At 63.8% G+C, this 24,308-nt stretch carries 26 protein-coding genes and 1 tRNA gene; 16 read left to right on the top strand and 11 right to left on the bottom strand.

Going from position 1 to position 24,308, the window contains the following annotated elements:
- The first annotated feature begins 8 nt into the window (after positions 1–8).
- The 4 genes from nthA to LB538_RS02680 all read left to right on the top strand — a co-directional run bounded on the left by nthA (position 9) and on the right by LB538_RS02680 (position 2,877).
- A complete protein-coding gene (gene nthA / locus LB538_RS02695) occupies positions 9–626 on the top strand; it encodes a nitrile hydratase subunit alpha (RefSeq protein WP_224522798.1) in 618 nt (205 codons plus the stop codon).
- Positions 623–1,282 (top strand): nitrile hydratase subunit beta, encoded by a 660-nt coding sequence (nthB, locus tag LB538_RS02690; RefSeq protein ID WP_224522797.1) that lies wholly within the window; start codon positions 623–625, stop codon positions 1,280–1,282. Before nthA ends, nthB begins: the two co-directional genes overlap by 4 nt.
- Positions 1,269–1,619: a nitrile hydratase accessory protein gene (locus tag LB538_RS02685; RefSeq protein WP_224522796.1), complete on the top strand. Its 351-nt coding sequence runs from the start codon at positions 1,269–1,271 to the stop codon at positions 1,617–1,619. Before nthB ends, LB538_RS02685 begins: the two co-directional genes overlap by 14 nt.
- A 130-nt stretch (positions 1,620–1,749) precedes the next feature.
- Positions 1,750–2,877: an ATP-dependent RecD-like DNA helicase gene (locus tag LB538_RS02680; protein ID WP_095764795.1), complete on the top strand. Its 1,128-nt coding sequence runs from the start codon at positions 1,750–1,752 to the stop codon at positions 2,875–2,877.
- A gap of 230 nt (positions 2,878–3,107) precedes the next feature.
- On the opposite strand, the gene LB538_RS02675 is transcribed toward LB538_RS02680, so the two are convergent.
- Positions 3,108–3,506: an STAS/SEC14 domain-containing protein gene (locus LB538_RS02675; RefSeq protein WP_140626916.1), complete on the bottom strand. Its 399-nt coding sequence runs from the start codon at positions 3,504–3,506 to the stop codon at positions 3,108–3,110.
- A 109-nt stretch (positions 3,507–3,615) separates the two neighbouring features.
- Between LB538_RS02675 and LB538_RS02670 the strand changes: the two genes are divergently transcribed.
- The 3 genes from LB538_RS02670 to LB538_RS02660 all read left to right on the top strand — a co-directional run bounded on the left by LB538_RS02670 (position 3,616) and on the right by LB538_RS02660 (position 8,420).
- The gene (locus LB538_RS02670; protein ID WP_224522795.1) at positions 3,616–4,356 is read left to right on the top strand and encodes a pyridoxine 5'-phosphate synthase; all 741 of its coding nucleotides are present in this window, start codon (positions 3,616–3,618) and stop codon (positions 4,354–4,356) included.
- 86 nt (positions 4,357–4,442) lie between these two features.
- Positions 4,443–6,356 (top strand): potassium transporter Kup, encoded by a 1,914-nt coding sequence (locus LB538_RS02665; protein ID WP_224522794.1) that lies wholly within the window; start codon positions 4,443–4,445, stop codon positions 6,354–6,356.
- Positions 6,357–6,503: 147 nt separating this feature from the next.
- Positions 6,504–8,420: a potassium transporter Kup gene (locus tag LB538_RS02660; RefSeq protein ID WP_140839874.1), complete on the top strand. Its 1,917-nt coding sequence runs from the start codon at positions 6,504–6,506 to the stop codon at positions 8,418–8,420.
- A 146-nt stretch (positions 8,421–8,566) separates the two neighbouring features.
- On the opposite strand, the gene LB538_RS02655 is transcribed toward LB538_RS02660, so the two are convergent.
- Entirely contained in the window at positions 8,567–9,460 is an 894-nt protein-coding gene (locus LB538_RS02655; protein WP_224522793.1) for an SDR family oxidoreductase, read from the bottom strand.
- A 270-nt stretch (positions 9,461–9,730) separates the two neighbouring features.
- On the opposite strand from LB538_RS02655, the gene LB538_RS02650 reads away from it, so the two are divergent.
- A complete protein-coding gene (locus tag LB538_RS02650) occupies positions 9,731–10,141 on the top strand; it encodes a winged helix-turn-helix transcriptional regulator (RefSeq protein ID WP_095764800.1) in 411 nt (136 codons plus the stop codon).
- An 83-nt stretch (positions 10,142–10,224) separates the two neighbouring features.
- Positions 10,225–11,454 carry an FAD-dependent oxidoreductase gene (locus tag LB538_RS02645; protein WP_224522792.1) on the top strand — a complete coding sequence of 410 codons (1,230 nt, stop codon included), beginning with the start codon at positions 10,225–10,227 and terminating at the stop codon, positions 11,452–11,454.
- On the opposite strand, the gene LB538_RS02640 is transcribed toward LB538_RS02645, so the two are convergent.
- Entirely contained in the window at positions 11,408–12,127 is a 720-nt protein-coding gene (locus LB538_RS02640; RefSeq protein ID WP_224522791.1) for a glutathione S-transferase family protein, read from the bottom strand. The genes LB538_RS02645 and LB538_RS02640 overlap by 47 nt on opposite strands.
- 1 nt (position 12,128) lies before the next feature.
- On the bottom strand, positions 12,129–12,434 hold the full coding sequence (locus tag LB538_RS02635; protein WP_224522790.1) for a Rieske (2Fe-2S) protein: 306 nt from the start codon (positions 12,432–12,434) through the stop codon (positions 12,129–12,131).
- A gap of 96 nt (positions 12,435–12,530) precedes the next feature.
- Between LB538_RS02635 and LB538_RS02630 the strand changes: the two genes are divergently transcribed.
- The 3 genes from LB538_RS02630 (at position 12,531) to ilvC (ending at position 14,815) form a co-directional block, all read left to right on the top strand.
- The gene (locus LB538_RS02630) at positions 12,531–12,986 is read left to right on the top strand and encodes a MarR family winged helix-turn-helix transcriptional regulator (protein ID WP_224522789.1); all 456 of its coding nucleotides are present in this window, start codon (positions 12,531–12,533) and stop codon (positions 12,984–12,986) included.
- A gap of 133 nt (positions 12,987–13,119) precedes the next feature.
- Positions 13,120–13,770: a TetR/AcrR family transcriptional regulator gene (locus LB538_RS02625; RefSeq protein WP_263482313.1), complete on the top strand. Its 651-nt coding sequence runs from the start codon at positions 13,120–13,122 to the stop codon at positions 13,768–13,770.
- A gap of 25 nt (positions 13,771–13,795) precedes the next feature.
- Complete coding sequence (ilvC, locus tag LB538_RS02620; RefSeq protein WP_224522787.1) at positions 13,796–14,815, top strand: ketol-acid reductoisomerase; 1,020 nt, start codon at positions 13,796–13,798, stop codon at positions 14,813–14,815.
- Between the two features lie 184 nt (positions 14,816–14,999).
- Here ilvC and LB538_RS02615 read toward each other — a convergent pair whose 3' ends face one another.
- Together LB538_RS02615 and LB538_RS02610 are read right to left on the bottom strand one after the other, a co-directional pair.
- Positions 15,000–15,284, bottom strand: a complete 285-nt coding sequence (locus LB538_RS02615; RefSeq protein WP_095764807.1) for a PilZ domain-containing protein — start codon at positions 15,282–15,284, stop codon at positions 15,000–15,002.
- 170 nt (positions 15,285–15,454) lie between these two features.
- Positions 15,455–16,042, bottom strand: a complete 588-nt coding sequence (locus tag LB538_RS02610) for a BA14K family protein (RefSeq protein ID WP_224522786.1) — start codon at positions 16,040–16,042, stop codon at positions 15,455–15,457.
- Positions 16,043–16,209: 167 nt separating this feature from the next.
- On the opposite strand from LB538_RS02610, the gene LB538_RS02605 reads away from it, so the two are divergent.
- A complete protein-coding gene (locus LB538_RS02605; protein WP_224522785.1) occupies positions 16,210–17,322 on the top strand; it encodes an endonuclease/exonuclease/phosphatase family protein in 1,113 nt (370 codons plus the stop codon).
- Positions 17,323–17,327: 5 nt separating this feature from the next.
- Positions 17,328–18,044 carry a hypothetical protein gene (locus LB538_RS02600; protein ID WP_224522893.1) on the top strand — a complete coding sequence of 239 codons (717 nt, stop codon included), beginning with the start codon at positions 17,328–17,330 and terminating at the stop codon, positions 18,042–18,044.
- A 71-nt stretch (positions 18,045–18,115) separates the two neighbouring features.
- On the opposite strand, the gene LB538_RS02595 is transcribed toward LB538_RS02600, so the two are convergent.
- Genes LB538_RS02595 through LB538_RS02585 form a run of 3 tightly spaced genes read right to left on the bottom strand, consistent with a single transcriptional unit; the run spans position 18,116 to position 21,325 of the window.
- Entirely contained in the window at positions 18,116–19,333 is a 1,218-nt protein-coding gene (locus LB538_RS02595; protein WP_224522784.1) for an ABC transporter permease, read from the bottom strand.
- Complete coding sequence (locus LB538_RS02590) at positions 19,330–20,034, bottom strand: ABC transporter ATP-binding protein (protein ID WP_224522783.1); 705 nt, start codon at positions 20,032–20,034, stop codon at positions 19,330–19,332. The genes LB538_RS02595 and LB538_RS02590 overlap by 4 nt, the downstream gene beginning before the upstream one ends.
- A 4-nt stretch (positions 20,035–20,038) precedes the next feature.
- Entirely contained in the window at positions 20,039–21,325 is a 1,287-nt protein-coding gene (locus LB538_RS02585) for an efflux RND transporter periplasmic adaptor subunit (RefSeq protein ID WP_224522782.1), read from the bottom strand.
- Between the two features lie 132 nt (positions 21,326–21,457).
- Here LB538_RS02585 and LB538_RS02580 point away from each other — a divergent pair, with 132 nt between their 5' ends.
- A complete protein-coding gene (locus LB538_RS02580) occupies positions 21,458–22,360 on the top strand; it encodes a PhzF family phenazine biosynthesis protein (protein WP_224522781.1) in 903 nt (300 codons plus the stop codon).
- A gap of 105 nt (positions 22,361–22,465) precedes the next feature.
- Positions 22,466–22,541: transfer RNA gene (locus LB538_RS02575), tRNA-Lys, on the top strand.
- A 176-nt stretch (positions 22,542–22,717) separates the two neighbouring features.
- Here the strand turns inward: LB538_RS02575 and LB538_RS02570 are convergent.
- Together LB538_RS02570 and cobT are read right to left on the bottom strand one after the other, a co-directional pair.
- A complete protein-coding gene (locus tag LB538_RS02570; protein WP_224522780.1) occupies positions 22,718–23,143 on the bottom strand; it encodes a hypothetical protein in 426 nt (141 codons plus the stop codon).
- A gap of 136 nt (positions 23,144–23,279) precedes the next feature.
- Positions 23,280–24,290 (bottom strand): nicotinate-nucleotide--dimethylbenzimidazole phosphoribosyltransferase, encoded by a 1,011-nt coding sequence (gene cobT, locus LB538_RS02565; protein WP_224522779.1) that lies wholly within the window; start codon positions 24,288–24,290, stop codon positions 23,280–23,282.
- Positions 24,291–24,308 lie beyond the last annotated feature (18 nt).

The following is a 24,308-nucleotide window of genomic DNA, read 5'->3' as shown; positions in this document are numbered from 1 at the left end:
CTGTGACCATGTCCCATGATCATGACCACGACAACGAGCTCGATCCGTTCGCGGCGCGCGTGCGCGCGCTGGAGACGATCCTGACCCAAAAGGGCCTGATCGACCCTGCGGCCATCGACGTCATCGTCGACACCTATGAGACGAAGATCGGCCCGCGCAACGGCGCGCGGGTGGTGGCGAAGGCCTGGAACGATCCTGACTATGCCGAATGGCTCAAGCGCGACGCGACCGCGGCGATCGCGTCGCTGGGCTACACCGGCCGGCAGGGCGAGCACATGCAGGCCGTGTTCAACACCGAGGAGACGCACAACCTCGTCGTTTGCACGCTCTGCTCCTGCTATCCGTGGTCGGTGCTCGGCCTGCCGCCGGTCTGGTACAAGGCACCGCCTTACCGCTCTCGGGCGGTCATCGATCCGCGAGGCGTGCTGGAGGAGTTCGGATTGATACTGCCGGCGGAGAAGAAAATCCGCGTCTGGGATTCGACGGCAGAGCTTCGCTACCTGGTGGTGCCGATGCGTCCCAAGGGGACCGAGGGCTGGAGCGAAGAGCAGCTCGCCGGACTGGTCAGCCGCGATGCGATGATCGGCACCGCGCTTGCCAAAGAGCCGGAAGGGGAACCGGCATGAACGGGCCGCAGGATCTCGGCGGTCAAATGGGTTTCGGGCCGGTCGCGCCCGAGAAGGACGAGCCCTATTTCCACGCGGCGTGGGAGCGGCGGGCGCTGGGCGTGACGCTCACCGCCGGCGGCATGGGGGCCTGGAATATCGACGAGAGCCGGCATGCGCGGGAATCGCTGCATCCCGCCGACTATTACTCATCGAGCTACTACCAGATCTGGATCAAGGCGCTGGAAACGCTCCTGAAACGCCACGGGTTCATCACCGAGCGCGACCTTGCCGCCGGCAAGGCCGTGGATGCGGCCACGGTGCCGAAAAGAGTGCTGAAGGCGGCGGATGTACCCGCAGTGCTCGCCAAGGGCGGGCCTTGCAACCGGCCGGTCGCTACGCCGGCGCGTTTCCGCGCGGGCGATCGCGTGCGGACGAAGAATTTCAACCCGACCGGCCATACGCGCCTGCCGCGTTATGCGCGCGGCAAGAACGGCAGGATCGAGGCGGTGCGCGACGGCTTCGTCTTCCCCGACAGCAATGCGCATGGCAAGGGCGAGAACCCGCAATGGGTCTACACCGTGGTGTTCGACGGGGCCGAGATCTGGGGCGAGGGCGCCGATCCGACGCTCAGCGTCTCGATCGACGCCTGGGAGAGCTATCTTGAGCCGGCATGAAGGTGCGTTGCCGGCCGGTTTCGACGAGCCGGTCTTTGCCGAGCCGTGGCAGGCGGAAGCTTTCGCCCTGACGGTTGCGCTGCACGACAAGGGCCTGTTCTCGTGGGGCGAATGGGCGGAGGCCCTGTCAGCCGAGGTGAAACAGCCTGGCGCGGCGAGCGACGGGCACGATTACTACGAGCACTGGCTGACGGCGCTGGAGAAGCTTTTGTCCAGGAAGGGTGTCGCCCGCAAGGGCGAGGTCGATGAACTCGCTGCCGCCTGGGAACGCGCCGCGCATGCGACGCCACACGGCAAGCCGATCCTGCTGGAGAACGATCCGGGCGCAGGCCGATAAGTCGTTTGTTCTCTTTACGTTCCGATTGGTGGCTGGTAGCCTGAGTTGTCGAGGCTAGCGCTAGCAGCCGACCACGGTCGATACAGCGGCCAATCTTGTCTTTCGCCTGCGAATCCGGTCTGTCGCACTGATGGAATTTTCTCCCCAGCAGGATGAGGCTCTGAAAGCGGTCGGGCGCTGGCTCAAGGAGGGCCGGCCGCAGGTCTTTCGGCTGTTCGGCTATGCCGGCACCGGCAAGACGACGCTGGCGCGCTATTTCGCCGAGCATGTCGACGGCCAGGTGCAGTTCGCCGCCTTCACCGGCAAGGCGGCGCAGGTGCTGCGCTCGAAGGGGGCGACCAACGCCCGCACCATCCATTCGTTGATCTACAGGCCGAAAGGCGAGGAATCGGTCGAGGACGAGGTGACCGGCAAGACCTCGATGTCGCCGACCTTCTCGCTCAACCGGCAAAGCCCGATTTCGCGCGCCAAGCTTGTCGTCATCGACGAATGCTCGATGGTCGACGAGCAGCTCGGTCGCGACCTGCAGAGTTTCGGCACGCCGATCCTGGTGCTCGGCGACCCGGCGCAGCTGCCGCCGATCTCGGGCGGCGGCTTCTTCACCGAGCATGAGCCGGACGTTCTGTTGACCGAGATCCATCGCCAGGCGCGCGACAATCCGATCATCCGGCTGGCGCTCGACGTGCGCGAGGGCCGCGAATTCATGCATGGCGACTATGGCACGGCCCAGGTGATCGGCAGGGAAGCAGTCAACCAGGAGCTGGTTCTCAAGGCCGATCAGGTGCTGGTCGGCACCAACCGCACGCGCCGGCGCTACAATCAAAGGCTGCGCGAGCTGAAGGGGTTCAACGCCGACTTCCCGCAAGCCGGCGACAAGCTGGTCTGCCTGCGCAACGACCCGGCCAAGGGGCTGCTCAACGGTTCGCTGTGGAAGGTGATGACCTCGTCGCGCGAGACGGTGAAGCCCGGCATCAACCTTTTGGTCTCGCCGGAAGAGGACGACCCCGACCGCGGCGTCGCCAAGATCAAGCTGCTCAAGGCGGCATTCGAGGATCCGGATGCCGAAATCCCCTGGCAGCAGAAGAAGCGCTTCGACGACTTCGATTACGGCTATGCGCTGACCGTGCACAAGGCGCAGGGCTCGCAGTGGAACGACGTGGTGCTGTTCGACGAGAGCTGGGCGTTCAAGGAAACCAGGCAGCGCTGGCTCTACACCGCCATCACCCGCGCCGCCGAGCGGCTGACGGTCGTGCGCTAGGGTTGTTGGGATTCAGGTGAGGCCGGCCTGCAAATGGCGGCTTCCTGCGCTTCCGGTGCTCACATACGTCAAGCACGCTCCGCTCCGGCCTTCGCCGGCCGAAGCTCTCATAAGCGTCTCCGCTCTATGAAGGCTACGGCCGGCGTAGGCCGGTTCCCGGAAACCATCCAGTTTGGTCGCTTCGCGCCCGTCTTCGACTCCGGCTCGGCCTGACCTGAATCTCAACAACCCTAGTCCGTTGGTCTTGCGCCAAGCCATTGCCAGGCGGCTTCCTCGTCGTCGACGCCAAAGCGCCTGAATTCGAAAGGCAGCGTCTTGGGGAAAAGGCCGGCGACGAGGGGGGCCCAACTCGGCTCGCCGATGGCCGCGCAGCGCACGACATGTTGCATCGCGTCGGCCACGCCCTGCTTGAGCGTGTCTTGCTTGATATTGGCCCAGTCGACGCTTTCCTCGTCGGTCAACCTGACCAGCACGTCGATCCTGGGATGCAGCGCGTAGGCGGCCTCCAGCAGGCCGAACAGGTTTTCCGCGTCGGCCGGCGAGACATCGCCGACGACGTCGATGGCGAAAAGCGCATCGCGATTGGTCTCGATGCGGCGGATCGCCGGCACGGCTTCGAGGAAATTCACTGGCAAATCCTTATCTTAGCCTCCATCTATCCCCTGGAACACGCGAAACCCTCTATCTGTTCCCGTCAAAGGCGCTATAGATGCGCGCCGATCCACTGGACCCCAGCTCATGCCCGCCAAGCTTTCGGTCAATCTCAACGCCGTCGCCATGCTGCGCAACCGTCGCGACCTGCCATGGCCGAGCGTGACCGGACTTGGCCGCATAGCGCTTGCCGCCGGCGCGCATGGGCTGACGGTGCATCCGCGCCCTGACGAGCGGCACACCAGGTATTCCGACCTGCCGGAGATCAGGGCGCTGATCGATGATGAGTTTCCGGGCGCGGAGTTCAACATCGAGGGCTATCCGACCGAGGATTTCCTGGCGCTTGTCGAAAAGAACCAGCCCGAGCAAGTGACGCTGGTGCCGGACGACCCTGCGCAGGCGACTTCTGACCATGGCTGGAACTTCGTCGCCCAGGCGGCGTTCCTCACTCCGATCGTCAAGCGGTTGAAGAAGGGCGGGTTTCGCGTGTCTTTGTTTTCCGACGCGGATCCGGACGCGGTCAGTGCGGCTCGCGACACCGGCGCCGACCGCATCGAGCTCTATACCGGGCCATATGGAGGTTACCATTCTGATTCCGCAAAGGCGGCGAAAGAACTGGAAAGGTTGGGAAAAACCGCTGATGCGGCGTTCGCGGCCGGGCTCGGTGTCAATGCCGGCCACGATCTGACCGTCAAGAACCTGCCGCCGCTGGCCAAACGCATTCCGGCATTAGCCGAAGTATCGATCGGACATGGGTTGACAGCGGATGCGCTGGAGTATGGCATGGCCGGCACTGTCGGGCGGTTCTTGAAGGCCTGCGGATGGTAGGGCGCCTTGCGTAACTCCGGCAGTTTCGGTGCGTCCCGCGCGTTGCGGCGACCTCGAAGCGTGGCGAATCTGATGAAATGGGGTTCATGGTGCTAGCCAACGCCAGCGAGACGGAATCCCTCGAACGCTCGGGCCATGCCGAAACCGAGCGGCAGCACAGCACCAAGGTTCTCATGCTTGGCGCGCTGGGCGTCGTCTACGGCGATATCGGCACGAGCCCGATCTACGCCTTCCGCGAGGCGCTGCATGCCTCGTCAAGCTCGGTCGCCCGCCATGACGTGCTCGGCGTGCTGTCGCTGATCGTCTGGGCGCTCACCATCATCGTCACGATCAAATATGTCGCCTTCGTGCTCAGGGCCGACAACAAAGGCGAAGGCGGCACGCTGTCGCTGATGTCGCTGGCGCGCAGCGCCTATCCCCCGGGCTCGCGTTTCATCCTGGTTATCGGCCTTTGCGGCGCGGCATTGTTCTTCGGCGATTCAATCATCACGCCGGCGATCTCGGTGCTTTCGGCGGTTGAGGGCCTGAAAGTCGTCACCCCGGCGCTCGATGCCTACGTGGTCCCGATCACGCTGGTCATCCTGGCCGTGCTTTTCGCCGTACAACGCTTCGGCACGGGCAAGGTGGCGGCGGTGTTCGGACCGGTGACGGCGACATGGTTCGTGGCCATCGGAGCGGCTGGGGTCTATCATATCGTCGACGACCCATCCGTCTTCCTGGCGATCAATCCATATTACGCGATCTATTATCTCGCCACCACGCCGACGGGCGCCTTCGTCACCGTGGGTGCCGTGTTCCTGGCCGTCACCGGCGCCGAGGCGCTCTATGTCGACCTCGGCCATTTCGGCCGCAAGCCGATCGTGATGGCCTGGTTCGCAATCGTCTTCCCTTGCCTGCTCCTGAATTATTTCGGGCAGGGCGCCTTCGTGCTTTCGCATGGCGGCAAGCCCACCAACCCGTTCTTCCAGATGCTGCCCGAATGGGCGCTGATGCCGATGGTGGGCCTGGCGACCGCGGCCACCGTCATCGCCAGCCAGGCCGTCATTTCCGGCGCCTTCTCGCTGACAAGGCAGGCGGTGCAGCTCAACCTTCTGCCCCGTATCGAGGTGCAGCATACTTCCGAGATGCAGAGCGGCCAGATCTATATGCCGAGGGTGAACCTCCTGGTCGCGCTCGGCGTCATGCTTCTGGTCGTCGGTTTCGGCAGCTCGAGCGCGCTCGCCTCGGCCTACGGCATTTCGGTGACCGGCGAGATGCTGATGACGACGATCCTTTTGTTCGTCGTCATGCGCTGGCTCTGGAGATGGCAGGTTGCGGCCGCACTGGCGCTGGCATTGCTGTTCGGCGTCATCGATCTCGGCTTCTTCTCGGCCAATGTCGTCAAGATCGTCGAAGGGGGCTGGGTGTCGATCACCGTCGCCTGCCTCATGGGCCTGATCATGTGGACCTGGATCCGCGGAACGCGCTACCTGTTCGATAAGACGCGACGCAACGAGATCCCGCTCGATTTCCTGGCGGCAAATCTCCTGAAGAAGAAGCCGCAGCTCGTCTCGGGCACCGCCGTGTTCCTGACCAGCGATCCGCTGAGCGCGCCGACGGCGCTGATGCACAGTCTCAAGCACTACAAGGTGCTGCACGAAAAGAACGTCATCCTGTCGGTGGTGACGGCGCCGCAGCCTGTGGTGCCCGACAGCGAGCGCGTCAAGCTGGAGACGGTCAACGAGCTTTTCATGCGCGTGACGCTGACCTTCGGCTACATGGAGCAGCCGAACATTCCGCGTGCGCTGGCCATCTGCCGCAAGCAGGGCTGGAAGTTCGACATCATGACGACGTCCTTCTTCCTGTCGCGGCGTTCGCTTAAGGCCTCGCCCAATTCCGGCATGCCGGTCTGGCAGGACCGGCTGTTCATCGGCCTTGCGCGGACGGCAGCGGATGCGACGGAGTATTTCCAGATTCCCACCGGACGCGTGGTCGAGATCGGCACGCAGGTCGCTATCTGACGAGGCCGTTTCTATCGGATGACGATGCAGGCGCGCTCCGTGCACAGTGAAGCCGTGCGTCGGCGGCATGGGAGCCCTCACGCTAGGGCACTTGATATTGCACTGCAGCAAGCGTAGAGCACCGCGCGTTTTATCGGAGTGTGGTCCATGGCCCTTGCCAATGGTGCTGAGGCAGAACCCGTCGACCAATCGAGCCATCCAGAGATCGAACAGCACAGCGCCAAGGTGTTGATGCTGGGGGCGCTCGGCGTCGTCTATGGCGATATCGGCACGAGCCCGATCTACGCCTTCCGCGAGGCGCTGCACGCCTCGTCGGGCGGCGACGTGGCCAACCGCGCCGACATTCTCGGCGTGCTGTCGCTGATTATCTGGTCGCTCACCATCACGGTCACGGTGAAGTACATCATGTTCGTGCTGCGCGCCGACAACCGCGGCGAGGGCGGCGTGCTGTCGCTAATGGCGCTGGCGCGCGGCACTTTTCCGACACGCTCGGCGATCGTGCTCGGCATCGGCATCGTCGGCGCGTCGCTGTTCTTCGGCGATGCCGTCATCACGCCAGCCATCTCGGTGCTGTCGGCGGTCGAGGGCATGAACGTCGTCACACCCGCCTTCCAGCCCTATGTGGTGCCGCTGACATTGCTCATTCTCGCAGCCGTGTTTGCGGTGCAGCGTTTCGGCACGGGCGGTGTGGGCCTGGTGTTCGGGCCGGTCACCGCCATATGGTTCCTTGCCATCGGTGTTTCCGGGCTGAAGCACATCATCTCGGACCCGGAAATCCTGTGGGCCATAAGCCCGCACTACATCGTGGCCTTCTTCATCAATTCGCCCGACGTGTCCTTCGTCACGGTCGGCGCCGTCTTCCTGGCCGTCACCGGCGCCGAGGCGCTCTATGCCGACCTCGGCCATTTCGGCCGCAAGCCGATCGTGCTGGCCTGGCTTGCGATCGTGTTTCCCTGTCTGCTTTTGAACTATGCCGGGCAGGGCGCCTATGTGCTTGCCAAGGGGGGCACGGTCGGCCACCCTTTTTTCGAGATGAATGAGGGCTGGGCACTCATCCCCATGGTGGTCCTTGCGACCGCAGCGACCGTGATTGCCAGCCAGGCCGTCATCTCCGGCGCCTATTCGCTGACCAGACAGGCGGTGCAGCTCAACATGCTGCCGCGACTCGAAATCCTGCATACGTCGGAGAAGCAGTCCGGCCAGGTTTATATGCCGCGCGTCAACATGCTCCTGGCGCTGGTGGTGATGCTGTTGGTGGTTGGCTTCGGCGAATCCAGCAGGCTCGCCTCGGCCTATGGCATTTCCGTCACAGGCAACATGCTGGTGACGACGACGCTGCTGTTCATCGTCATGACACGCATCTGGAAGTGGAATATCTGGCCGGCGATCGGCCTGACGGCGGTGTTCGCCCTGATCGACATAGGCTTCTTCGCCTCCAACATCGTCAAGGTGTTCGAGGGGGGCTGGGCCTCTCTCGCGGTCGCCTTCGCCATCATCCTGGGCATGTGGACCTGGGTGCGCGGCAGCCGCTACCTCTTCGACAAGACGCGGCGCAACGAGATCCCGCTCGATTTCCTGGCGGGAAACCTGTTGAAGAAGAAGCCGCAGCTCGTCTCGGGCACCGCCGTGTTCCTGACCAGCGACCCGCTGAGCGCCCCCACGGCGCTGATGCACAGCCTGAAGCACTACAAGGTGCTGCACGAAAAGAACGTCATCCTGTCGGTGGTGACGGCGCCGCAGCCTGTGGTGCCCGACAGCGAGCGCGTCAAGCTGGAGACGGTCAACGAGCTTTTCATGCGCGTGACGCTGACCTTCGGCTACATGGAGCAGCCGAACATTCCGCGCGCCTTGGCCATCTGCCGCAAGCAGGGCTGGAAGTTCGACATCATGACGACGTCGTTCTTCCTGTCGCGCCGTTCGCTGAAAGCCTCGCCCAATTCCGGCATGCCGATCTGGCAGGACCGGCTGTTCATCGGCCTGGCGAAGACGGCATCGGACGCGACGGAGTATTTCCAGATTCCCACCGGACGCGTGGTGGAGATTGGCACGCAGGTCGCGATCTGAGAGGCTGGGCCATGCCTTGCCGCGGCTGGACACCGCATCTCGGAAAGGCGCGCTTGTCGCGACCGCTGAGAGCCTGATCCGGCTCGGATGCCTAAGAAATCGAAGTGAAGCGCGCCGGGGGGACGACCTCCCAGGCGCGCCAGACTTCAGCCGAGCAATGCGGCCTTGTTCGCTTCGAGGAACTGTTTCAGCGTCCGCGGCTTGCGGCCTGAGAGCTTCTCGACCGCATCGGTCACCTCGCCTATGCGGCCGGCGCGGGTGTTGGCATCGAAGGAGACGATGATGCGGGCGAAGTCCTCGGGAACGCCCGCCGCTTTCACCCCTTCGGTCAGCGCCTCGTCCGGCAACTGGATGACCTCCAGCGGCTTGCCGGTCACCTCGCTTACGAGCGCCGCGATTTCATTCGTGGTATAGGCCTGCGGGCCGGTCAGCGTGTAGATGTGGCTTTCCTTGGAGCTGGATGCGAGGCCGGCGGCGATGGCGGCCGCCATATCGTCGCGCGCGCCGTGAGCGATGCGGCCGTCGGCGGCCGAGCTGTACCACTTGCCCGACGAAATGGCATGCGGCAGCGACCTGAACAGGTTCTCCTGATACCAGCCGTTGCGGAAGATGGTGTAGGGGATGCCGCTCGCCTTGATCGCCTCTTCGGTGCCGTAATGGTCGCCAGCAAACAGCACCGGCGAGCCGGGCTCCGGATTGGGCATCGAGGTGTAGAGCAGGTGCGAGACCTTGGCCGCCTTGGCGGCGGCCACCGCTGCCTGGTGCTGCTTCAGGCGCCGGTCGCTTTTCAGGTCGAGCTCGCCGGTCGAGATGACAAGCACCCGGTCGGCGCCCGTGAACGCTGCTTCCAGCGAAGCCTTATCGTCGAAGTCGGCAACTCTCACAGCGACGCCCCGCGCAGCCAGATCGGCGAGATTTTCCGGGTTGCGTGTGGTGGCGATGATATTGGCTGGCGCGACTTTCCGTTCGCCAAGCAGATGATTGATGACGGCGCGGCCAAGATGGCCGGAAGCACCGGTTACGAGAAGGGTTTCGGTCATCGGGTTATCCCTTGAAAATGCCAATGGCGGGTCTGACTTGTGGTCTCAAAAAGAGACCAGCGCTAAAATAGGAATTGACTGCAGGCCGTAAAGAAGGCAGTTTTTCGGGAGGTAGGCACTGCCAGGGAACCGCCCCGGCCGGCCTAAAGCGCGTCGCGATCTTTCAGATTCGCTCCATGCGCTTTAGGTTTGATTTTACGCATGTCTTTATCCCGAAACCGGTTCCCACTTTCGGGAGACATGCTTCAGTTTCGATCAGCGGATGTCGCGATGGACAGCAAGATCTTCAATCTGAAAGCCAAGCTCGAGGTCTACAAGGCCATGACGAACGGCGCCAATTTCGCCGATTGTCCGGTCCGCGACGTGATCCAGGGCATCAGCGGCAAATGGAGCTCGCTGCTGGTGATGGCACTGGCCGAGAAGCCCTATCGCTTTGGCGAGCTGCGCCGGCTGGTTCCCGACATCTCGCAGCGCATGCTGACGCAGACGCTCCATGATCTGCAGCGGGACGGCTACGTGCACCGCGAGGTGTTCCCGACCAAGCCGCCGAGCGTCGAGTACAGCCTGACCGATCTTGGGCGTTCGATGTTCCTGCCTCTGCAACAGCTCGTTCAATGGGCCGAACTCAATCATGACGCGGTGCGCGACGCGCGCGCCGCCTTCGACACCGCCCAGGGCTGATCTCTCGACACAAGCGTCAAAGCGCCCGATTGATCCGGCGCGTTCCAAGCGGGATTGTCCCCGCAGGGTCGGGTTGGGGGACGATGGGCAAGTCTTACGAGATCGCGATTGCCGGCGCTGGTCCGGCCGGGCTGGCGGCAGCGCTTTACCTCAAGCGGGCAGGGCACAACGTCACCATTTTCGAGCGTTTCGACGCGCCGAAGCCGGTCGGTTCCGGCCTCATCCTGCAGCCGACCGGGCTGACAGTGCTCGCCGATCTCAGCCTGCTCGATGAGATCCTTTCACTTGGCAGCCGCATCGAGCGGCTGCACGGCACTGACGCCGGCAGCGGGCGCACGGTGCTCGAAGTCCGCTATGACGCGCGGCGCGGCCGCCGCTTCGGCCTCGCCGTGCATCGGGCGGCGCTGTTCGGCGTGCTCTACCGTGCCGCCTTGCGCGAAGCGATTGCCATCGAAACCGATGTCGAGGTCGAAACGCTGGAAGTCGGCGAGCGCGCGACGCTGGTCTGCGGCAACGGCAGGCGGCTAGGACCGTTCGACCTCATTGTCGATGCCAGCGGCGCGCGCTCGAAACTGCGGTCATATCTCGGCGATAACGCCATGCCACGGCCGCTCGCCTATGGCGCATTCTGGGCGTCGCTTGGCTGGCGGGACGGCTTTGACAGAAGCGCGCTGCTGCAGCGCTATGACAAGGCGAGCGTCATGGTCGGCGTGCTGCCGATCGGCCGGCCGGAGCCCGGCGCGCAAGAGATGGCGGCCTTCTTCTGGAGCCTCAAGCCGGCCGATGCCGAACAGATAAAGGCGAAGGGACTCGATGCCTGGAAAGCGAGGGTGGTCTCTGTGTGGCCAGAGTGCGAGGCTTTCACTAGCCAGATCGACAGTTTCGAGCAGCTCTCGCTCGCCCGCTATGGCCACCACACGATGACGCTGCCCGCCAGCCGGCGGCTTGCCGTCATCGGCGATGCCGCGCATTCGACCAGCCCGCAGCTCGGGCAAGGCGCGAACATGGCGCTGCTTGACGCCGCGGCGCTCAGCCATACGCTGGCGCACGCGAACGGCATAGATGAAGCGCTGGCGACCTATGTAAGTGCGCGCCGTTGGCATGTGCGCGTCTTCCAGGCGCTATCGCTGTCGCTGACGCCGTTCTACCAATCGGACTCCGCGGCCTTGCCCTTTGTCCGCGACCGTGTGGTCGCGGCGCTGGCGAGAGTTCCGCCAGGGCCGCAATTCCTTGCCGCGATGGTCGCCGGAACCGTGATTGACCCGTTCAGGCGGATCGGGCTTGCGGAGTTGCAATGGGCTGCAGCCGGATGATCTCGGACAGGTAAGACCCCTTTGCCCGCAGGAAGGCGTGCAGCCGCCACGGATAGTCCGGGCTGACGGCTTCCTTCACCGATTTCCGTTCGCTCAACGCCTCGCGCCAGGCTTGGACGAGCGGCTTGCCGTCCAGAATGCCGAAGTCGCCGATGCGGTCGAACGTGTCGAAATAGCGGAAGACCGGTCCGTAGACGGCGTCGACCAGCGAGAAACGATCCCCGGCGAACCACGGACCGCTTTGCCTTGCTGCGAGTTCTGCTTCCACACGCGCGAACATCCCGGACAAGCCTCTGCTTTCACGGAGGAAAGCGGCTTCATCGGCAGCGGAATAGAAGCGGCCGATGGCATTGAGGATCGCCGAGCCGAATTCGATCCAGGCGCGATGCCTGGCCCGCAGCAGCGGATCGGCAGGGTGCAACGGATTGGCCTCCGTCTCCTCGAGAAATTCGAGGATGACGGCGGATTCGAAAATGACTTCCTGCGCGTCGCCATGCCGGACGCGCAGCAGCGGCACCTTGCCGAGCGGCGAGACCGCCTTGAACCAGTCCGGCTTGTTGGCAAGGTCGACATCGACCCGTTCGAACGGCACGCCTTTCTCGGCAAGCGAGATCGCGGCGCGCTGGACGTAGGGGCAGAGGTGATGGCTGACGAGGGTGAGCCTGACGGTCATCTCATTCCCCCCAGACATAGTTCAGCGCGCCATCTTCGACGCGGGTCGACAGGAACATCAGGCGGGAACCCTTCGGCGCCGGCCCTTCGACACGCTCGCCGTTATCCATGTCGAATTTCGCGCCATGCCATTGGCAGACAAGTGAGCCGCCCTTGCATTCCAGCGGCCCGCCGAAATGCAGGCAGACATTGGCCGCGGCGCGGATGCGCTCGCCGCTGCGCCAGACATGTATCTCGCGGCCGAAGAACGGCGCGATCAGGCTGCCGGTTTGTGGGATATCGGCGATCTTGCAGATTTCATGTTTCATCGGAGAACTCCATATCGATGCGTTTGCATCTATATGAATGCATTTGCATCGATCGTCAAGCTTGATGCATTTGCATCTATCCGCTAGGCTTCGCCGATGACGAAGAAATCCCCATCGCCCGAAGCCGTCACCGCCTGGGCGCGCCTCATGCGCGTCTCGCGCCAACTGGTCGAAAAGACCGAGGACGCGCTGAAGGCCAGCGGGCTGCCGCCGCTAGGCTGGTATGACGTGCTGCACGAGCTGGCGGAAGCGGGCGAGGGAGGGCTGCGGCCGTTCGAGCTGATCGATCGCGTTCTGTTGGCACAGTACGGCGTTTCAAGGCTCCTGGCCCGGCTGGAAGCGAATCGCCTGGTCGAAAAGCTGCCGGTCTCCGATGACGGCCGGGGCCAGACCGTGCGCATCACGCCAAGCGGTCGGGACATGCGCCGCCGCATCTGGGCTGTCTATGGCGCTTCGATCGCGGACCAAATGGGCGACAGGCTTTCAGCCCAGGATCTGAAGACATTGGCTAGCCTTCTCGGACGGCTTCGCGATCCACCGACAAGCGATTAGCTGCCGAGCTTTTCGCTGTTTCCGCCGGTCATTTTTCGCCGCGGCCCCTTGCGTTGGAAGACGGAACGCGCAATAAGCCGAACCGTAACGTACGGTACGCATCCGACCGACCGGAAAAACAGGACAGAACGTGCTGCAGGCAGGCGCCGACATCGACAACAGCGAGACGCTGACGGAGCGCCAGCAGGCCGTTCTGGATGCGGCGCTTCGCCTGCTGGTCGAGGAGGGCGACAACCTGACCATGACCGCGGTGGCGCGGCGGGCAAGCTGCTCCAAGGAAACGCTCTACAAATGGTTCGGCGACCGCGACGGGCTGCTGACGGCGACAGTGCAGTGGCAGGCATCCAAAGTGCGAGTGGCGCCGGTCGATCGCGAAGGGCTCGACCTTGCTTCGCTGACCGCGAGCCTCGAACGCTTCGCATCCGACTGGCTCAAGGTAATTTCCAGCGACACCTCGATCGCGCTCAACCGTGTCGCGATCAGCCATGCCGGCTCGGGCAAGGACGATCTCGGCGGCGTCGTGCTGCAGAACGGCCGCTTTGCCTTGGCGAAGCGCCTGAAGCCTGTGCTTGAAGCCGGACGCCAGGCCGGGCTGCTCGATTTCGAGGACGCCGAGACAGCGTTCCGGACCTTTTTCGGCCTGGTCGGCCGGGACGTGCAGATTCGTCTGCTGCTCGGCGATCGGGTGGAATTGACTGGGGCGACGATCGGTGGCGATGCCCGCCGCGCGACGCAGCAGTTTCTCGCTCTTTTCGGAGCAAAAACCGGGCCGCAGGCCCTCTGATCTTCAAACGGGAAGGAAGACCACAATGCGTGTCTATTACGATCGTGACGCCGATCTGAACCTCATCAAGGGCAAGAAGGTCGCCATCATCGGCTATGGCAGCCAGGGCCGGGCTCACGCGCTCAACCTCAAGGATTCTGGCGTCAAGGAGATCGCCATCGGCCTGAAGGCCGGCTCGGCGACCGCCAAGAAGGTCGAGGCCGACGGGCTCAAGGTGATGAGCGTGGCCGACGCTGCCAAATGGGCCGACCTGATGATGATGGCGACGCCCGACGAATTGCAGGCCGACATCTACAAAAACGAGATCGCTCCGAACATCCGCGATGGCGCCGCGATCGCCTTCGCGCACGGCCTCAACGTGCATTTCGGCCTGATCGAGCCGAAGGCTTCGGTCGACGTCGTCATGATCGCGCCGAAGGGCCCGGGCCACACGGTGCGCGGCGAATACCAGAAGGGCGGCGGCGTGCCGTGCCTGGTGGCCGTCAACCAGGACGCTTCGGGCAACGCGCTCGACCTCGCGCTTTCCTACGCCTGCGGCGTCGGCGGCGGCCGTTCGGGCATCATCGAGACCAATTTCCGCGAGGAATGCGAGACCGACCTGTTCGGCGAGCAGGTGGTGCTGTGCGGCGGCCTGGTCGAGCTGATCCGCGCTGGTTTCGAGACGCTGGTGGAAGCCGGCTACGCGCCGGAAATGGCCTATTTCGAGTGCCTGCACGAGGTGAAGCTGATCGTCGACCTGATCTATGAAGGCGGCATCGCTAACATGAACTACTCGATCTCGAACACCGCCGAATGGGGCGAATATGTCTCGGGTCCGCGCATCATCACCGCCGAGACCAAGGCCGAGATGAAGCGCATCCTGAAGGACATCCAGACCGGCAAGTTTACCTCGGAATGGATGCAGGAATATCGCGCTGGCCTGTCGCGCTTCAAGGGCATCCGCCGTGGCAACGACAGCCACCAGATCGAAGAGGTGGGCTCCAAGCTCCGCGCGATGATGCCGTGGATCGCCAAGAACAAGCTGGTCGACAAGGCGAAGAACTAAGGCGATCCACGTCTTTTTGCCTGCGCGTCCTCGGGCTTCGCCCTGCGGTCGCGCGGGTGATCGCCGAGAACAAGCTGGTCGACAAGCCGAAGAACTGATCGTCGATTTCACCGTTGCATTCCATAGGCCGGCGGAGCGATCCGCCGGCCCTTTCTTTGCCAAGCAAGCTGGTCGGGTCCGGGATCTAGCCGTAGTGCCAGTGCGGCTTGGGCTCGGTGCCGGTGAACTCCACGCCGATGCGGTCCTCGCGGCGCCAACGGACCACCGCCCTATAGCCGATGCCGTCGATCGGCACATAGAGAAGGAATTCGTCCGGCACGCGCGCATCGATCGGCACTTTCAACTCTGCGCCGTTAGCATGCATGTTGCGCACCGTGCATCTGACCTCGGAATTGTTGATGCCGGTCAGGATCGCCGCGCCTTTGAGCACGCGTTGCCTGTGTTGGTTTCTGTGTTCGTTTTCGGCCATGGCGTGCACGTCTCGCACCCCGTTCGCGCGAATCGTCATATTGAGGGACAACGGCATGGATGAATAGCCGCCGCCGATGAATTTAGGGTTATCGGCCGATGGCGGACACAGGTTCGGCAAAATAAAACGGCGCCGCGAAGGGCGCCGTCTCATCCTTCCTGCCGAAGGGCTCAGATATAGGGCGAGATGCACTGCCGGCGCGGGCCGTAATTGGGCTGGAACGTGTTGTCCCAGGCCCGATAGGACCGGTAGCGGTCGTAGCACCATTGGACATGGGCCCTGGAAAGCCGCTCGGTCCGGTAGATGCGCCGTGGCTGAACGTAGCGCGGGTAGGGGTCGTAATAATATGGATCGTAGTAGTTGTTGTAGGCGAGGCTACCCAGGCCCAGGCCTAGCCCAAGCCCCAGAAGGGCGGCGTCACCATTGTCGAAACGCCGATGATGGCGATGATGCCGCCAGCGCCAGTCGCCATCCCCATCCCAGTTGCGGGAGAAATGACGAGAGCGGAAGTCGCCGCCGCGCCATCTGAAATCTCGGCCCCGCCAGTCGCCACCGCGCCGCCAGCGCCAGTCATACATCCCCTGCCGGTCGTTGCCGCCGGCCCAACTGTCGCGGATGGGTATGATGGTTGCCGCCGTGCTGGTTGCGGTCGACAGATCGGGTTGCAGGATTGGGCCGGCCACCGACGGTGCCGTCACGCCGGCAACGAAACCGAGGGCCAGGAGCCCGGATCGAAGGGAAGAGAAAAGCGGTTTCATTTCACTCTCCAAGGAGCAAAGGCCCCACGCCCAGCACACCCCGGGAAGAGGCCCATTGTTGGAACTTTCCGTCTGAACGGAAGATGAACGGAAAGGTTCCATCAACCATAACGAGTATCGCGCCTGGCTCTTGTTTTCGTCCCCGCTTGCGGGCAAAGGTCACGGCCATGTCGCTTCGGCTTGCCACCTTCAACGTCGAGAACCTGATGAGCAGGTTCGATTTCTCGGGCTATCGCAACCAGCTCAATGAAGACCGCACGCTGGCGCTGTTCGATATCCAGAGCGAGGCCGAATACCGGTTTCTCGAGCAGGCCCGTGCCATCGCCCAGTCCGACGACACGCGCCAGCTGACGGCGCTCGCCATAGCAGCCACCCGCGCCGACATCATCTGCATGCAGGAGGTCGACAACATCGAGGCGCTGAAGGCTTTCGAATATGGCTATCTGTTCAAGATGATCGGCCAGGGCTACCGGCAGAAATACACCACCGCCGGCAACGATACGCGCGGCATCGATGTCGCGGTGATGATGCGCAACGAGACCGCGCAAGGGCAGCCGATCGACTTCGTGCGCATGACCAGCCATGCCTATGTCACCTTCGAACAGTTCGGCCTGTTCACGCCGGAGCTCGCCGCGCTCGGCTTTCTCGCCAATGAGCGTGTCTTTCGCCGCGACTGCCTGGAGATCGACCTGAGGGTCGGCGGCGTGCCGTTGACGCTCTATCTGGTGCATTTCAAATCGATGGGGCCGCCGCGCAACGGGCTGGATGGCCGCCAGGCGTCGATGCCGCTGCGCATCGCGGAAGCGCAAGCGGTGCGCCGCATCGTCGAGGAGCGTTTCGGCAAGGACCATGCCGCCGACAAACGCTGGGCTATCTGCGGCGACATGAACGATTACCGGCAACGCGTGAAGATCGATGGCGACGCCATCGACGGCTACCATTTCGAGGTCATAGACGAAGCCCGGTCCTCGATCGATGTGCTCACCGCAGACGGCTTTTGCGAGAATGTTGTCGAGCGGCGTCCGGAGATGGACCGCTGGAGCTTCTACCACACGCGCGGCCCGGAGGAGCGGCACCTTTGCCAGCTCGACTATATCCTGCTGTCGAAGGCGCTGGCCGCGAAGAACGCCACCGCCGTTCCCGACATCATCCGCAATGGCCAGCCCTGGCGCACCATCTTTCCGCCCGGACAGGAGGTCGAACGTTTCCCGCGCGCGGGCTGGGACAGGCCGAAAGCGTCGGACCATTGCCCGGTGGCGATCACACTGGACATGGCGTGACGCTGTTGAGTTTCGACCTGCCACGCAACGTCATCCTTCCGGTCGATGCGGTCGATGTCCGCCTCGATCCCGGCCCGCATCCCTTCGCGCTGAGCAGTGCGGCAGCCATCGCCGAGAACTGGCGGCGGGAGATCGCCGCCAACCCGGCATTGTTCGACGGCGCCGTGGTGCTGCTTGCCGAGCTTGCCTACCGCGACGGCCGCCTCGTCGGCCGCTGCCATGCGGTCAACTATTCGACCTTCATGCTGTGGCGCAAGCGGCGCGAGAATTCCGGCGCCGAGCACGCCTACGCGCATGCCGTGCTGGTCGCCGGCGACAATGCGCTGGTCGCGATCCGTATGGGGCCGCACACGGTCAATGCCGGCCGCGTCTATTTCGCCGCCGGCTCCTTCGAGCCGATCGATTTCCGCGACGGACTGGTCGATGTCGACTTCAATATGATCCGCGAGGTGAGGGAGGAGACCGGCCTCGACCTTTCGACGGCTGAACGCGGACAGCGCTATCACGCGCTATCGACGGCAAGCGGTACGGTCATCTTCCGCCGCTACCGGGTCGCGGAGTCCGCCGACGAGTTGGCGCGCCGTATCAGCGCCTTCGTCGCTACCGAGACAGACCCGGAGATCGAAGGGCCGGTGATCATCCGCCACGCCGGCGATCTGCCCGCCGGCCTGATGCCGCACATGAAGCCGCTGGTCGAGTGGCATTTCGGCGGCGATCGTTAGCAGTACCCCCGCTCTTTCAGCGCCGCCTCACCGCAAGATCAGGGGCACAGGCGCGGAACGTTGTTTTCTGACTATTCGTGCCTCAGCGCGTCGATCGGGTCGAGCCTTGCGCCGCGCAGCGCCGGGAAGAAGCCGAACACCATGCCGATCAGCGCCGAAAAGCCGACGGCGAGCAGGACGACGGCGGGACTTGGCGCGAACGGTATCGTCAGCGCCATCGAGGCGAGGCCGGCCAGCGACAGGCCGATCAGGATGCCGATGATACCGCCAAAGAGCGACAGCACCGTCGCCTCGACCAGGAACTGGATGAGGATGTGTTTTTCATGCGCCCCGATGGCCAGCCTGATGCCGATCTCGCGCGTGCGTTCGGTGACCGAGACCAGCATGATATTCATGATGCCAATGCCGCCGACCAGCAGGCTGACGCCGGCAACGGCGCCCAGCATGCCGGTCATGGTGGTGGTGGCGCTGGTCATCGCATCGGCGATCTGGGTCATGTCGCGGATGGCGAAATCGGGATCGCGGTCGGGCGTGATGCGGCGTGTGTCGCGCAAAATGTCCTCTACGTGCGGCTGCAGCTCGGTGGTCGGGGTGCGGTCGTCGGCGGCGATATAGATGTTGTCGATGTCGCGGTTGCCGGCGATGCGCCGTTGATAGGCGTGCAGCGGCGTCAGCACGACATTGTCCTGGTCCTGGCCGAAGCCGGTATAGCCCTTGGGCTCAAGCAGGCCGATGATCTTGCAGGAGGTGCGGTTGACGCGGATGATCTCGCCCTCCGGATCGCCGGCGCCGAAGAATTGCTGGCGCACGGTTTCGCCGATCAGGCACACACCCGCGCCGGCGCGCGTTTCGGAATCGCTGAACGGGCGGCCTGACACCAGCTTCCAGTCGCGGGCATCGAGATAGGCGCTGTCGGTGCCGGTCACGCCCGAAGTCAGGCTTTCGGTGCCGAAGATGACGCGGACCTGCTTTTGCGAGGCCGGCGAAATCGCGCGGGCGCCGCTCAGATGCGCGACGAGCGCCGCGACATCCTTTTCCGCCAGCGGCCGCACCGCCTGGTCGAGCCCTCCCGGTCCGCCGGGTCCCGCCGGCCGGCCGGCGCGGACGACGAGCAGGTTGCTGCCGAGCTTGGAAATATCGGCCTTGACCTTCTCAGTCGTGCCGGAGCCGATGGTGAGCATGGCGATGACGGCGGCGACGCCGATGACGATGCCAAGCAGCGTCAGGAACGAGCGCAATACGTTGCGGCGGATCGAGCGAAGCGAGAGGCGGACGGTCTCCCAGATCATGCCGCTTGCTCCGCTAAGGTGTCGGAGGCGACATGGCCGTCGAGGAAACGGACGGTGCGGCCGGCATAGTTCGCGACGTCGGCCTCATGCGTGACCATGACGATGGAGAGCCCGAGCTCGGCATTGAGCCTGGTCAGCAGCTCCATGATCTCGTGCGTGCGCGCGGTGTCGAGGTTGCCGGTCGGTTCGTCGGCGACAAGCAGCGTCGGCCTGGTGACGATGGCGCGGGCGATCGCCACGCGCTGTTGCTGGCCGCCGGAAAGCTCGGCCGGCGTGTGGTGCTCGCGCCCGACCAGCCCGACCTCGGCCAGCGCCTGCATGGCGAGATCGCGGCGCTCGCGCGCGGCAACGCCGCGATAGATCAGCGGCAGCTCGACATTTTCCGCGGCGGTGGTGCGCGGCAGCAGATTGTAGCCCTGGAAGACGAAGCCGACATAGAGGTTGCGCAAAAGCGCGCGGCGGTTGCGGTCGAGGCGGCCCGCATCGATGCCCATGAAATAGTAGGTTCCGGCCGTCGGCGTATCGAGGCAGCCGATGATGTTCATCGCCGTCGATTTGCCCGAGCCCGAGGGACCCATGATGGCGACGAATTCGCCGCGCCGGATGGCGAGATCGACGCCGGCCAACGCGTGCACGCGAGCCTCGCCCTCGCCATAGGTTTTCCAGACCTGATCGAAAGTGATGAGCAGGGGAGCCGACATTTCGTCAGCTCCGCTGCTGCGCGCCGGTGATGACTTGCGCGCCTTCGTCGAGGCCGGAGGTGATCTCGGTCAGCTCGCCGTCGGTCGAGCCGATCCTGACGTTGACCGGACGTGGCCGGCCGTTCTCCAGCACATAGAGCGTGCGCGAGCCGTCGGTCGGCGCCTTCGTTGCCTCGCGCTGCCGGTTGGGGCGGCCCATGCGGCCGGTGAAGAGGTCGCTAAGGCTCCAGCCGCGTGCCTGCTGTTGCATCGGGCGATAGCGGAAGGCGGTCGACGGGACGGTAAGCACGCTTTTGGCCTGCCGGGTCACCACCGAGACCGTGGCCGTCATACCGGGCCGCAAGAGAAGCTCGCCATTGTCGACTTCGAGGCGGGCATTGTAGGTGACAACGCCGTCGGTGGTGACCGAGGCGTAGGAGATGTCGCGGATCTCTGCGTCGAAGGGTCGGTCCGCGAACGCGTCGACGGTGAATCGGGCATGCTGGCCTGGCTTGACCTGGCCGATATCGGCCTCGTCGACCGCGGCCTGCAATTTCATGTTGCGAAGGTCGGCGGCGATGACGAAGAGCACCGGCGCCTGCAGGGAGGACGCGACCGTCTGGCCGGGATCGACCGAGCGCGTCAGCACGATGCCGTCGATCGGCGCATAGATGGTGCTCTTGGCGAGATCGGTCTGCTGTGCCTTGAGGTCGGCCTGGGCGATGGCGAGATTGGCTTCGGCGCTGTCGAGCGCCGCCTTCGAGCGGTCGCGCGTCGCAGTCGCCGCTTCGAGCGATTGGTCCGTCGCCATCCCGCGCTTGGTCAGCGCGCTTGCGCGCACAACGGCGTTCTCGTTCTCCTGCAAGGTAACCTTGGCGTCCTCGACGCCGGCTGCCGCCGCCTTGGCGGAGGCGGTGGCGCGTTCGATCTGGACCTCCAGCTTGGCGGTATCGAGCTTCGCCAGCACGTCGCCCTTTTTGACCTGCTGATTCTCATTGACCGCGACCGAGCGGACGATGCCGGAAAGCTCGCTGGAGATGTCGACCTGGGTCAGCGGCTGCAGCGTGCCGGTGGCCGATACCGCGACAGTGAGGTCGGCGACCGCCGCGGGCACGGCGGTGTATTCGATCCTGGGAGGTGCTGCGGCATACGACCGATAGAGGGCAATGCTGGCCGTGATTATCGCTATCGTCAGCAGCGCGTAGAACCAGAAGCGGCGACGCTTGCGGCTCACGCCCTTGCGGTCGAGCCCGAGCGCTGCCTCTATGGAAGTACCGGATTCCGCGTTTGGCGGATTGACAAGCTGGTCCACGCCGGACCCCTATGCTGAAAATGGATGTCCCTATCCGTCCACAAATCAGGCCTTAAGGTTCGAATTTCAAATTAAATTTCCCTCATGTTTGGATTGAGGCAGAAATTCGGGGCGAGGCGAAAGGTTTTCTCCATGGCGCGCAATTACTTGCTTTACGATGTGTTTACCACCGAAAGGCTGGCTGGAAATCCGCTTGCGGTGGTGCTGGACAGCGACGGGCTCGACACTGCCGGCATGCAGGCGATCGCACGTGAATTCAATCTGTCTGAGACAGTGTTCGTGCTGCCTCCCGACAATCCGAAGCATCGCAACCGCATACGCATCTTCACGCCCGACTATGAGATGCCTTTCGCGGGGCATCCGACGGTCGGCTCGGCGATCGCGCTGGCCGAACTCGCCGGCGAGGCCGCCGGCATTTTCGTGCTGGAGGAGAATATCGGGCCGGTGCGTTGCGCGGTGAGCAAGCATGACGGCTCGACATTCGCTGAGTTCGACCTGGCGAAACTGCCGGAACCGCTGGAGCTCAAGGCTGACCCGGACGCGATCGGCGCCGCGCTCGGCCTTGCCCCGCACGAGATCGGCTTCGAGAATCACCGCGTCGCCTTCTGGTCGGCCGGCGTGCCTTATGTGACGATTCCCGTTGCCGGCCTGGAGGAGGCGGCCAAGATCCGGCTCGACAACCAGGCGTGGTCGGAATTGGCGCCGCGCAAGAGCGAATGGGCCTTCGCCAGCCCCTATGTCTATTGCCGCGAGACGGTGCATCACGACAGCGCCTTCCATGCCCGCATGATCGTGCCCGGCACGCCTTCCTATGAGGACCCGGCGACCGGTTCGGCCGCGGCCGCCTTTGCCGGCGCCATCATGCATTTCGACGCCCCGACCGACGGCATCTCGCAGCTCTGGATCGAGCAGGGGCTGGAAATGGGCCGGCCGTCGCGCATCCGGCTCGAGCTCAATGTCGATGGCGGGAAACTGGCCTCCGCGCGCATTGGCGGTCACGCGGTCAAGGTGGCTGAAGGCAAGCTTTTTATCTGACGGGTGCGGCAATTCAGCGATTTGTCGGGAAATGATCCGGCAGGGCTGGACATGACCGAAAGCGGCGGCTATATGCGCCGCCGACGCTGGTTTTCCCGGCGGTGTGGGTGTGTAGCTCAGTTGGTAGAGCAGCTGACTCTTAATCAGCGGGTCCACAGTTCGATCCTGTGCACACCCACCATTTTTTCCGATGGTATTTCTCCTTTTTAGCCCGCCTTCGCGGCGGATTGAGCTGTTAAAGCTCAAGACCTGCAACGATCGCCCGTCAGACAGCTCTCATGACGAGTGATGCCCAACCGGCGATCGCAGGATCAAGCCGCAAGTGCCAATGCCGCACTAGGCCACGGAAGATATCTGCTACGCCTGGAAGAATTCCTCGATGTCATCCAGAACGGTGATGGTTGCAATGATGTCCAACGGGCTGTCCCAGTCCACATGAAGGAGGAATTCAACGCCTCCTGCTTCCCCGCCGGCCACGCCGTGGGGGCCAACATTGGTCACATAAATATTAGCGGAGCCAAGATTTGGGCGCCCAAGCGTCTTCGTTCCGCCCCCAAAGCCACCGAAGGCAGGTATAAATTCCGCTGCTGTTATGATCACCACCGAGTCTAGGTTGATCGGGTCCCAATTGAAGTTCTGACGAATTATACCTTTCATTCCCCGGTAGAGTACTCTAATTGAACGGGCCATGCCTTTCTCCTTTTCTGAAGAAACCTCAATTATCGGGTAATAACGAGGTATGATTTGGCATGGCGTCGTAATTTGATCTGTGATGATGATCACAATTCATCTGCAATTGTTGGTAAGAGGATCTTTAAATGATCCGGCGTCAGATCAGTGCAGCCGTCAAATCCGCTAAGTTTAGATAATATTAAGCCGATTTGCAGAAACAGAAATTGCGCAAGGGCGACCAATCCCGTCACTTTTCAGAAACGCCGGCCTCGGCAAAGCTCGCCATCCTGGCATGGCACTCCAAAGCGGAGCGGACGATGTTGACGGCAAGGCAGGCGCCGGAGCCTTCGCCGAGCCGCATGCCGAGATCGAGCAGCGGGGGCAGGCCGAGGGCCTCGAGCAGGCGGCGGTGGCCGGCTTCGGCCGAGACATGGGCGGCGATGGTGTGGGCCAGCCCGGTCGGATGCAGCCTCGCCAGAGGTGCTGCGGCTGCGGTGCAGACGAAGCCGTCAAGCAGCACCGGCACGTTGTTCTTGCGCGCGGCGAGTGTGGCGCCGAGGATTGCAGCCAGCTCGCGCCCGCCAAGGGCGGCAGCGATCTTCAGCGGGTCGGAGAGCGCATCGGCATGGCGCTTGAGGCCGGCCTCGATGGCCACGACCTTGCGCAGCAGCCCGGCATCGTCGACGCCGGTGCCGCGGCCGGTCCATTTTTCCGCGCCGCCGCCGAAAAGCGCCGTCGAGATCGCCGCCGCAGGCGTCGTGTTGCCGATGCCCATCTCGCCGAAGCAGATGAGGTCGAGATCCTTGGTCACCGTGTCGTAGCCTGCCGAGACGGCGGCGAGGAACGCCTTTTCGTCCATTGCCGGCACTATCGTGAAATCGCCGGTCGGATGGTCGAGATCGAGCGGGATGACGTCGAGCTTGGCACCGGCAATGCGGGCAAGCTGGTTGATGGCCGCGCCGCCGCCGGCGAAATTCGCCACCATCTGTACCGTGACTTCCGAAGGATAGGCCGACACGCCCTGCGCGGTGACGCCGTGATTGCCGGCGAAGACGACAACCTTCACATGGTCGAGCTTCGGCATGTCGCGCGCCTGCCAGCGGCCGAGCCAGGCGGCGATCGCTTCCAGCCGGCCGAGACTGCCCTGCGGCTTGGTCAGCGTGTCCTGGCGCCTCGCGACGGCGCTGGCGGCCGCATCGCTGCCGGACGGGAGGTCGAGGCAGGCGGCGCGAAGGTCTTCGAGGGATTTGAAGCTCATGGGGGCAAGGTCTCCGAA

This window comes from Mesorhizobium sp. Ca11, assembly GCF_020165275.1.
Lineage (GTDB): Bacteria > Pseudomonadota > Alphaproteobacteria > Rhizobiales > Rhizobiaceae > Mesorhizobium.
The sequence above is the reverse complement of the archived record's forward strand: the minus strand, read 5'-3'. Positions and strand labels throughout refer to the sequence as shown.

Excerpts from the sequence above, each read along its gene's own strand:
- nthA (WP_224522798.1), top strand. The coding sequence starts at position 9 with ATGTCCCATGATCATGACCACGACAACGAGCTCGATCCGTTCGCGGCG.
- nthB (WP_224522797.1), top strand. The coding sequence starts at position 623 with ATGAACGGGCCGCAGGATCTCGGCGGTCAAATGGGTTTCGGGCCGGTC.
- LB538_RS02680 (WP_095764795.1), top strand. The coding sequence starts at position 1,750 with ATGGAATTTTCTCCCCAGCAGGATGAGGCTCTGAAAGCGGTCGGGCGC.
- LB538_RS02670 (WP_224522795.1), top strand. The coding sequence starts at position 3,616 with ATGCCCGCCAAGCTTTCGGTCAATCTCAACGCCGTCGCCATGCTGCGC.
- LB538_RS02665 (WP_224522794.1), top strand. The coding sequence starts at position 4,443 with ATGGTGCTAGCCAACGCCAGCGAGACGGAATCCCTCGAACGCTCGGGC.
- LB538_RS02660 (WP_140839874.1), top strand. The coding sequence starts at position 6,504 with ATGGCCCTTGCCAATGGTGCTGAGGCAGAACCCGTCGACCAATCGAGC.
- LB538_RS02655 (WP_224522793.1), bottom strand. The coding sequence starts at position 9,460 with ATGACCGAAACCCTTCTCGTAACCGGTGCTTCCGGCCATCTTGGCCGC.
- LB538_RS02650 (WP_095764800.1), top strand. The coding sequence starts at position 9,731 with ATGGACAGCAAGATCTTCAATCTGAAAGCCAAGCTCGAGGTCTACAAG.
- LB538_RS02645 (WP_224522792.1), top strand. The coding sequence starts at position 10,225 with ATGGGCAAGTCTTACGAGATCGCGATTGCCGGCGCTGGTCCGGCCGGG.
- LB538_RS02640 (WP_224522791.1), bottom strand. The coding sequence starts at position 12,127 with ATGACCGTCAGGCTCACCCTCGTCAGCCATCACCTCTGCCCCTACGTC.
- LB538_RS02635 (WP_224522790.1), bottom strand. The coding sequence starts at position 12,434 with ATGAAACATGAAATCTGCAAGATCGCCGATATCCCACAAACCGGCAGC.
- LB538_RS02630 (WP_224522789.1), top strand. The coding sequence starts at position 12,531 with ATGACGAAGAAATCCCCATCGCCCGAAGCCGTCACCGCCTGGGCGCGC.
- ilvC (WP_224522787.1), top strand. The coding sequence starts at position 13,796 with ATGCGTGTCTATTACGATCGTGACGCCGATCTGAACCTCATCAAGGGC.
- LB538_RS02615 (WP_095764807.1), bottom strand. The coding sequence starts at position 15,284 with ATGGCCGAAAACGAACACAGAAACCAACACAGGCAACGCGTGCTCAAA.
- LB538_RS02610 (WP_224522786.1), bottom strand. The coding sequence starts at position 16,042 with ATGAAACCGCTTTTCTCTTCCCTTCGATCCGGGCTCCTGGCCCTCGGT.
- LB538_RS02605 (WP_224522785.1), top strand. The coding sequence starts at position 16,210 with ATGTCGCTTCGGCTTGCCACCTTCAACGTCGAGAACCTGATGAGCAGG.
- LB538_RS02595 (WP_224522784.1), bottom strand. The coding sequence starts at position 19,333 with ATGATCTGGGAGACCGTCCGCCTCTCGCTTCGCTCGATCCGCCGCAAC.
- LB538_RS02590 (WP_224522783.1), bottom strand. The coding sequence starts at position 20,034 with ATGTCGGCTCCCCTGCTCATCACTTTCGATCAGGTCTGGAAAACCTAT.
- LB538_RS02580 (WP_224522781.1), top strand. The coding sequence starts at position 21,458 with ATGGCGCGCAATTACTTGCTTTACGATGTGTTTACCACCGAAAGGCTG.
- cobT (WP_224522779.1), bottom strand. The coding sequence starts at position 24,290 with ATGAGCTTCAAATCCCTCGAAGACCTTCGCGCCGCCTGCCTCGACCTC.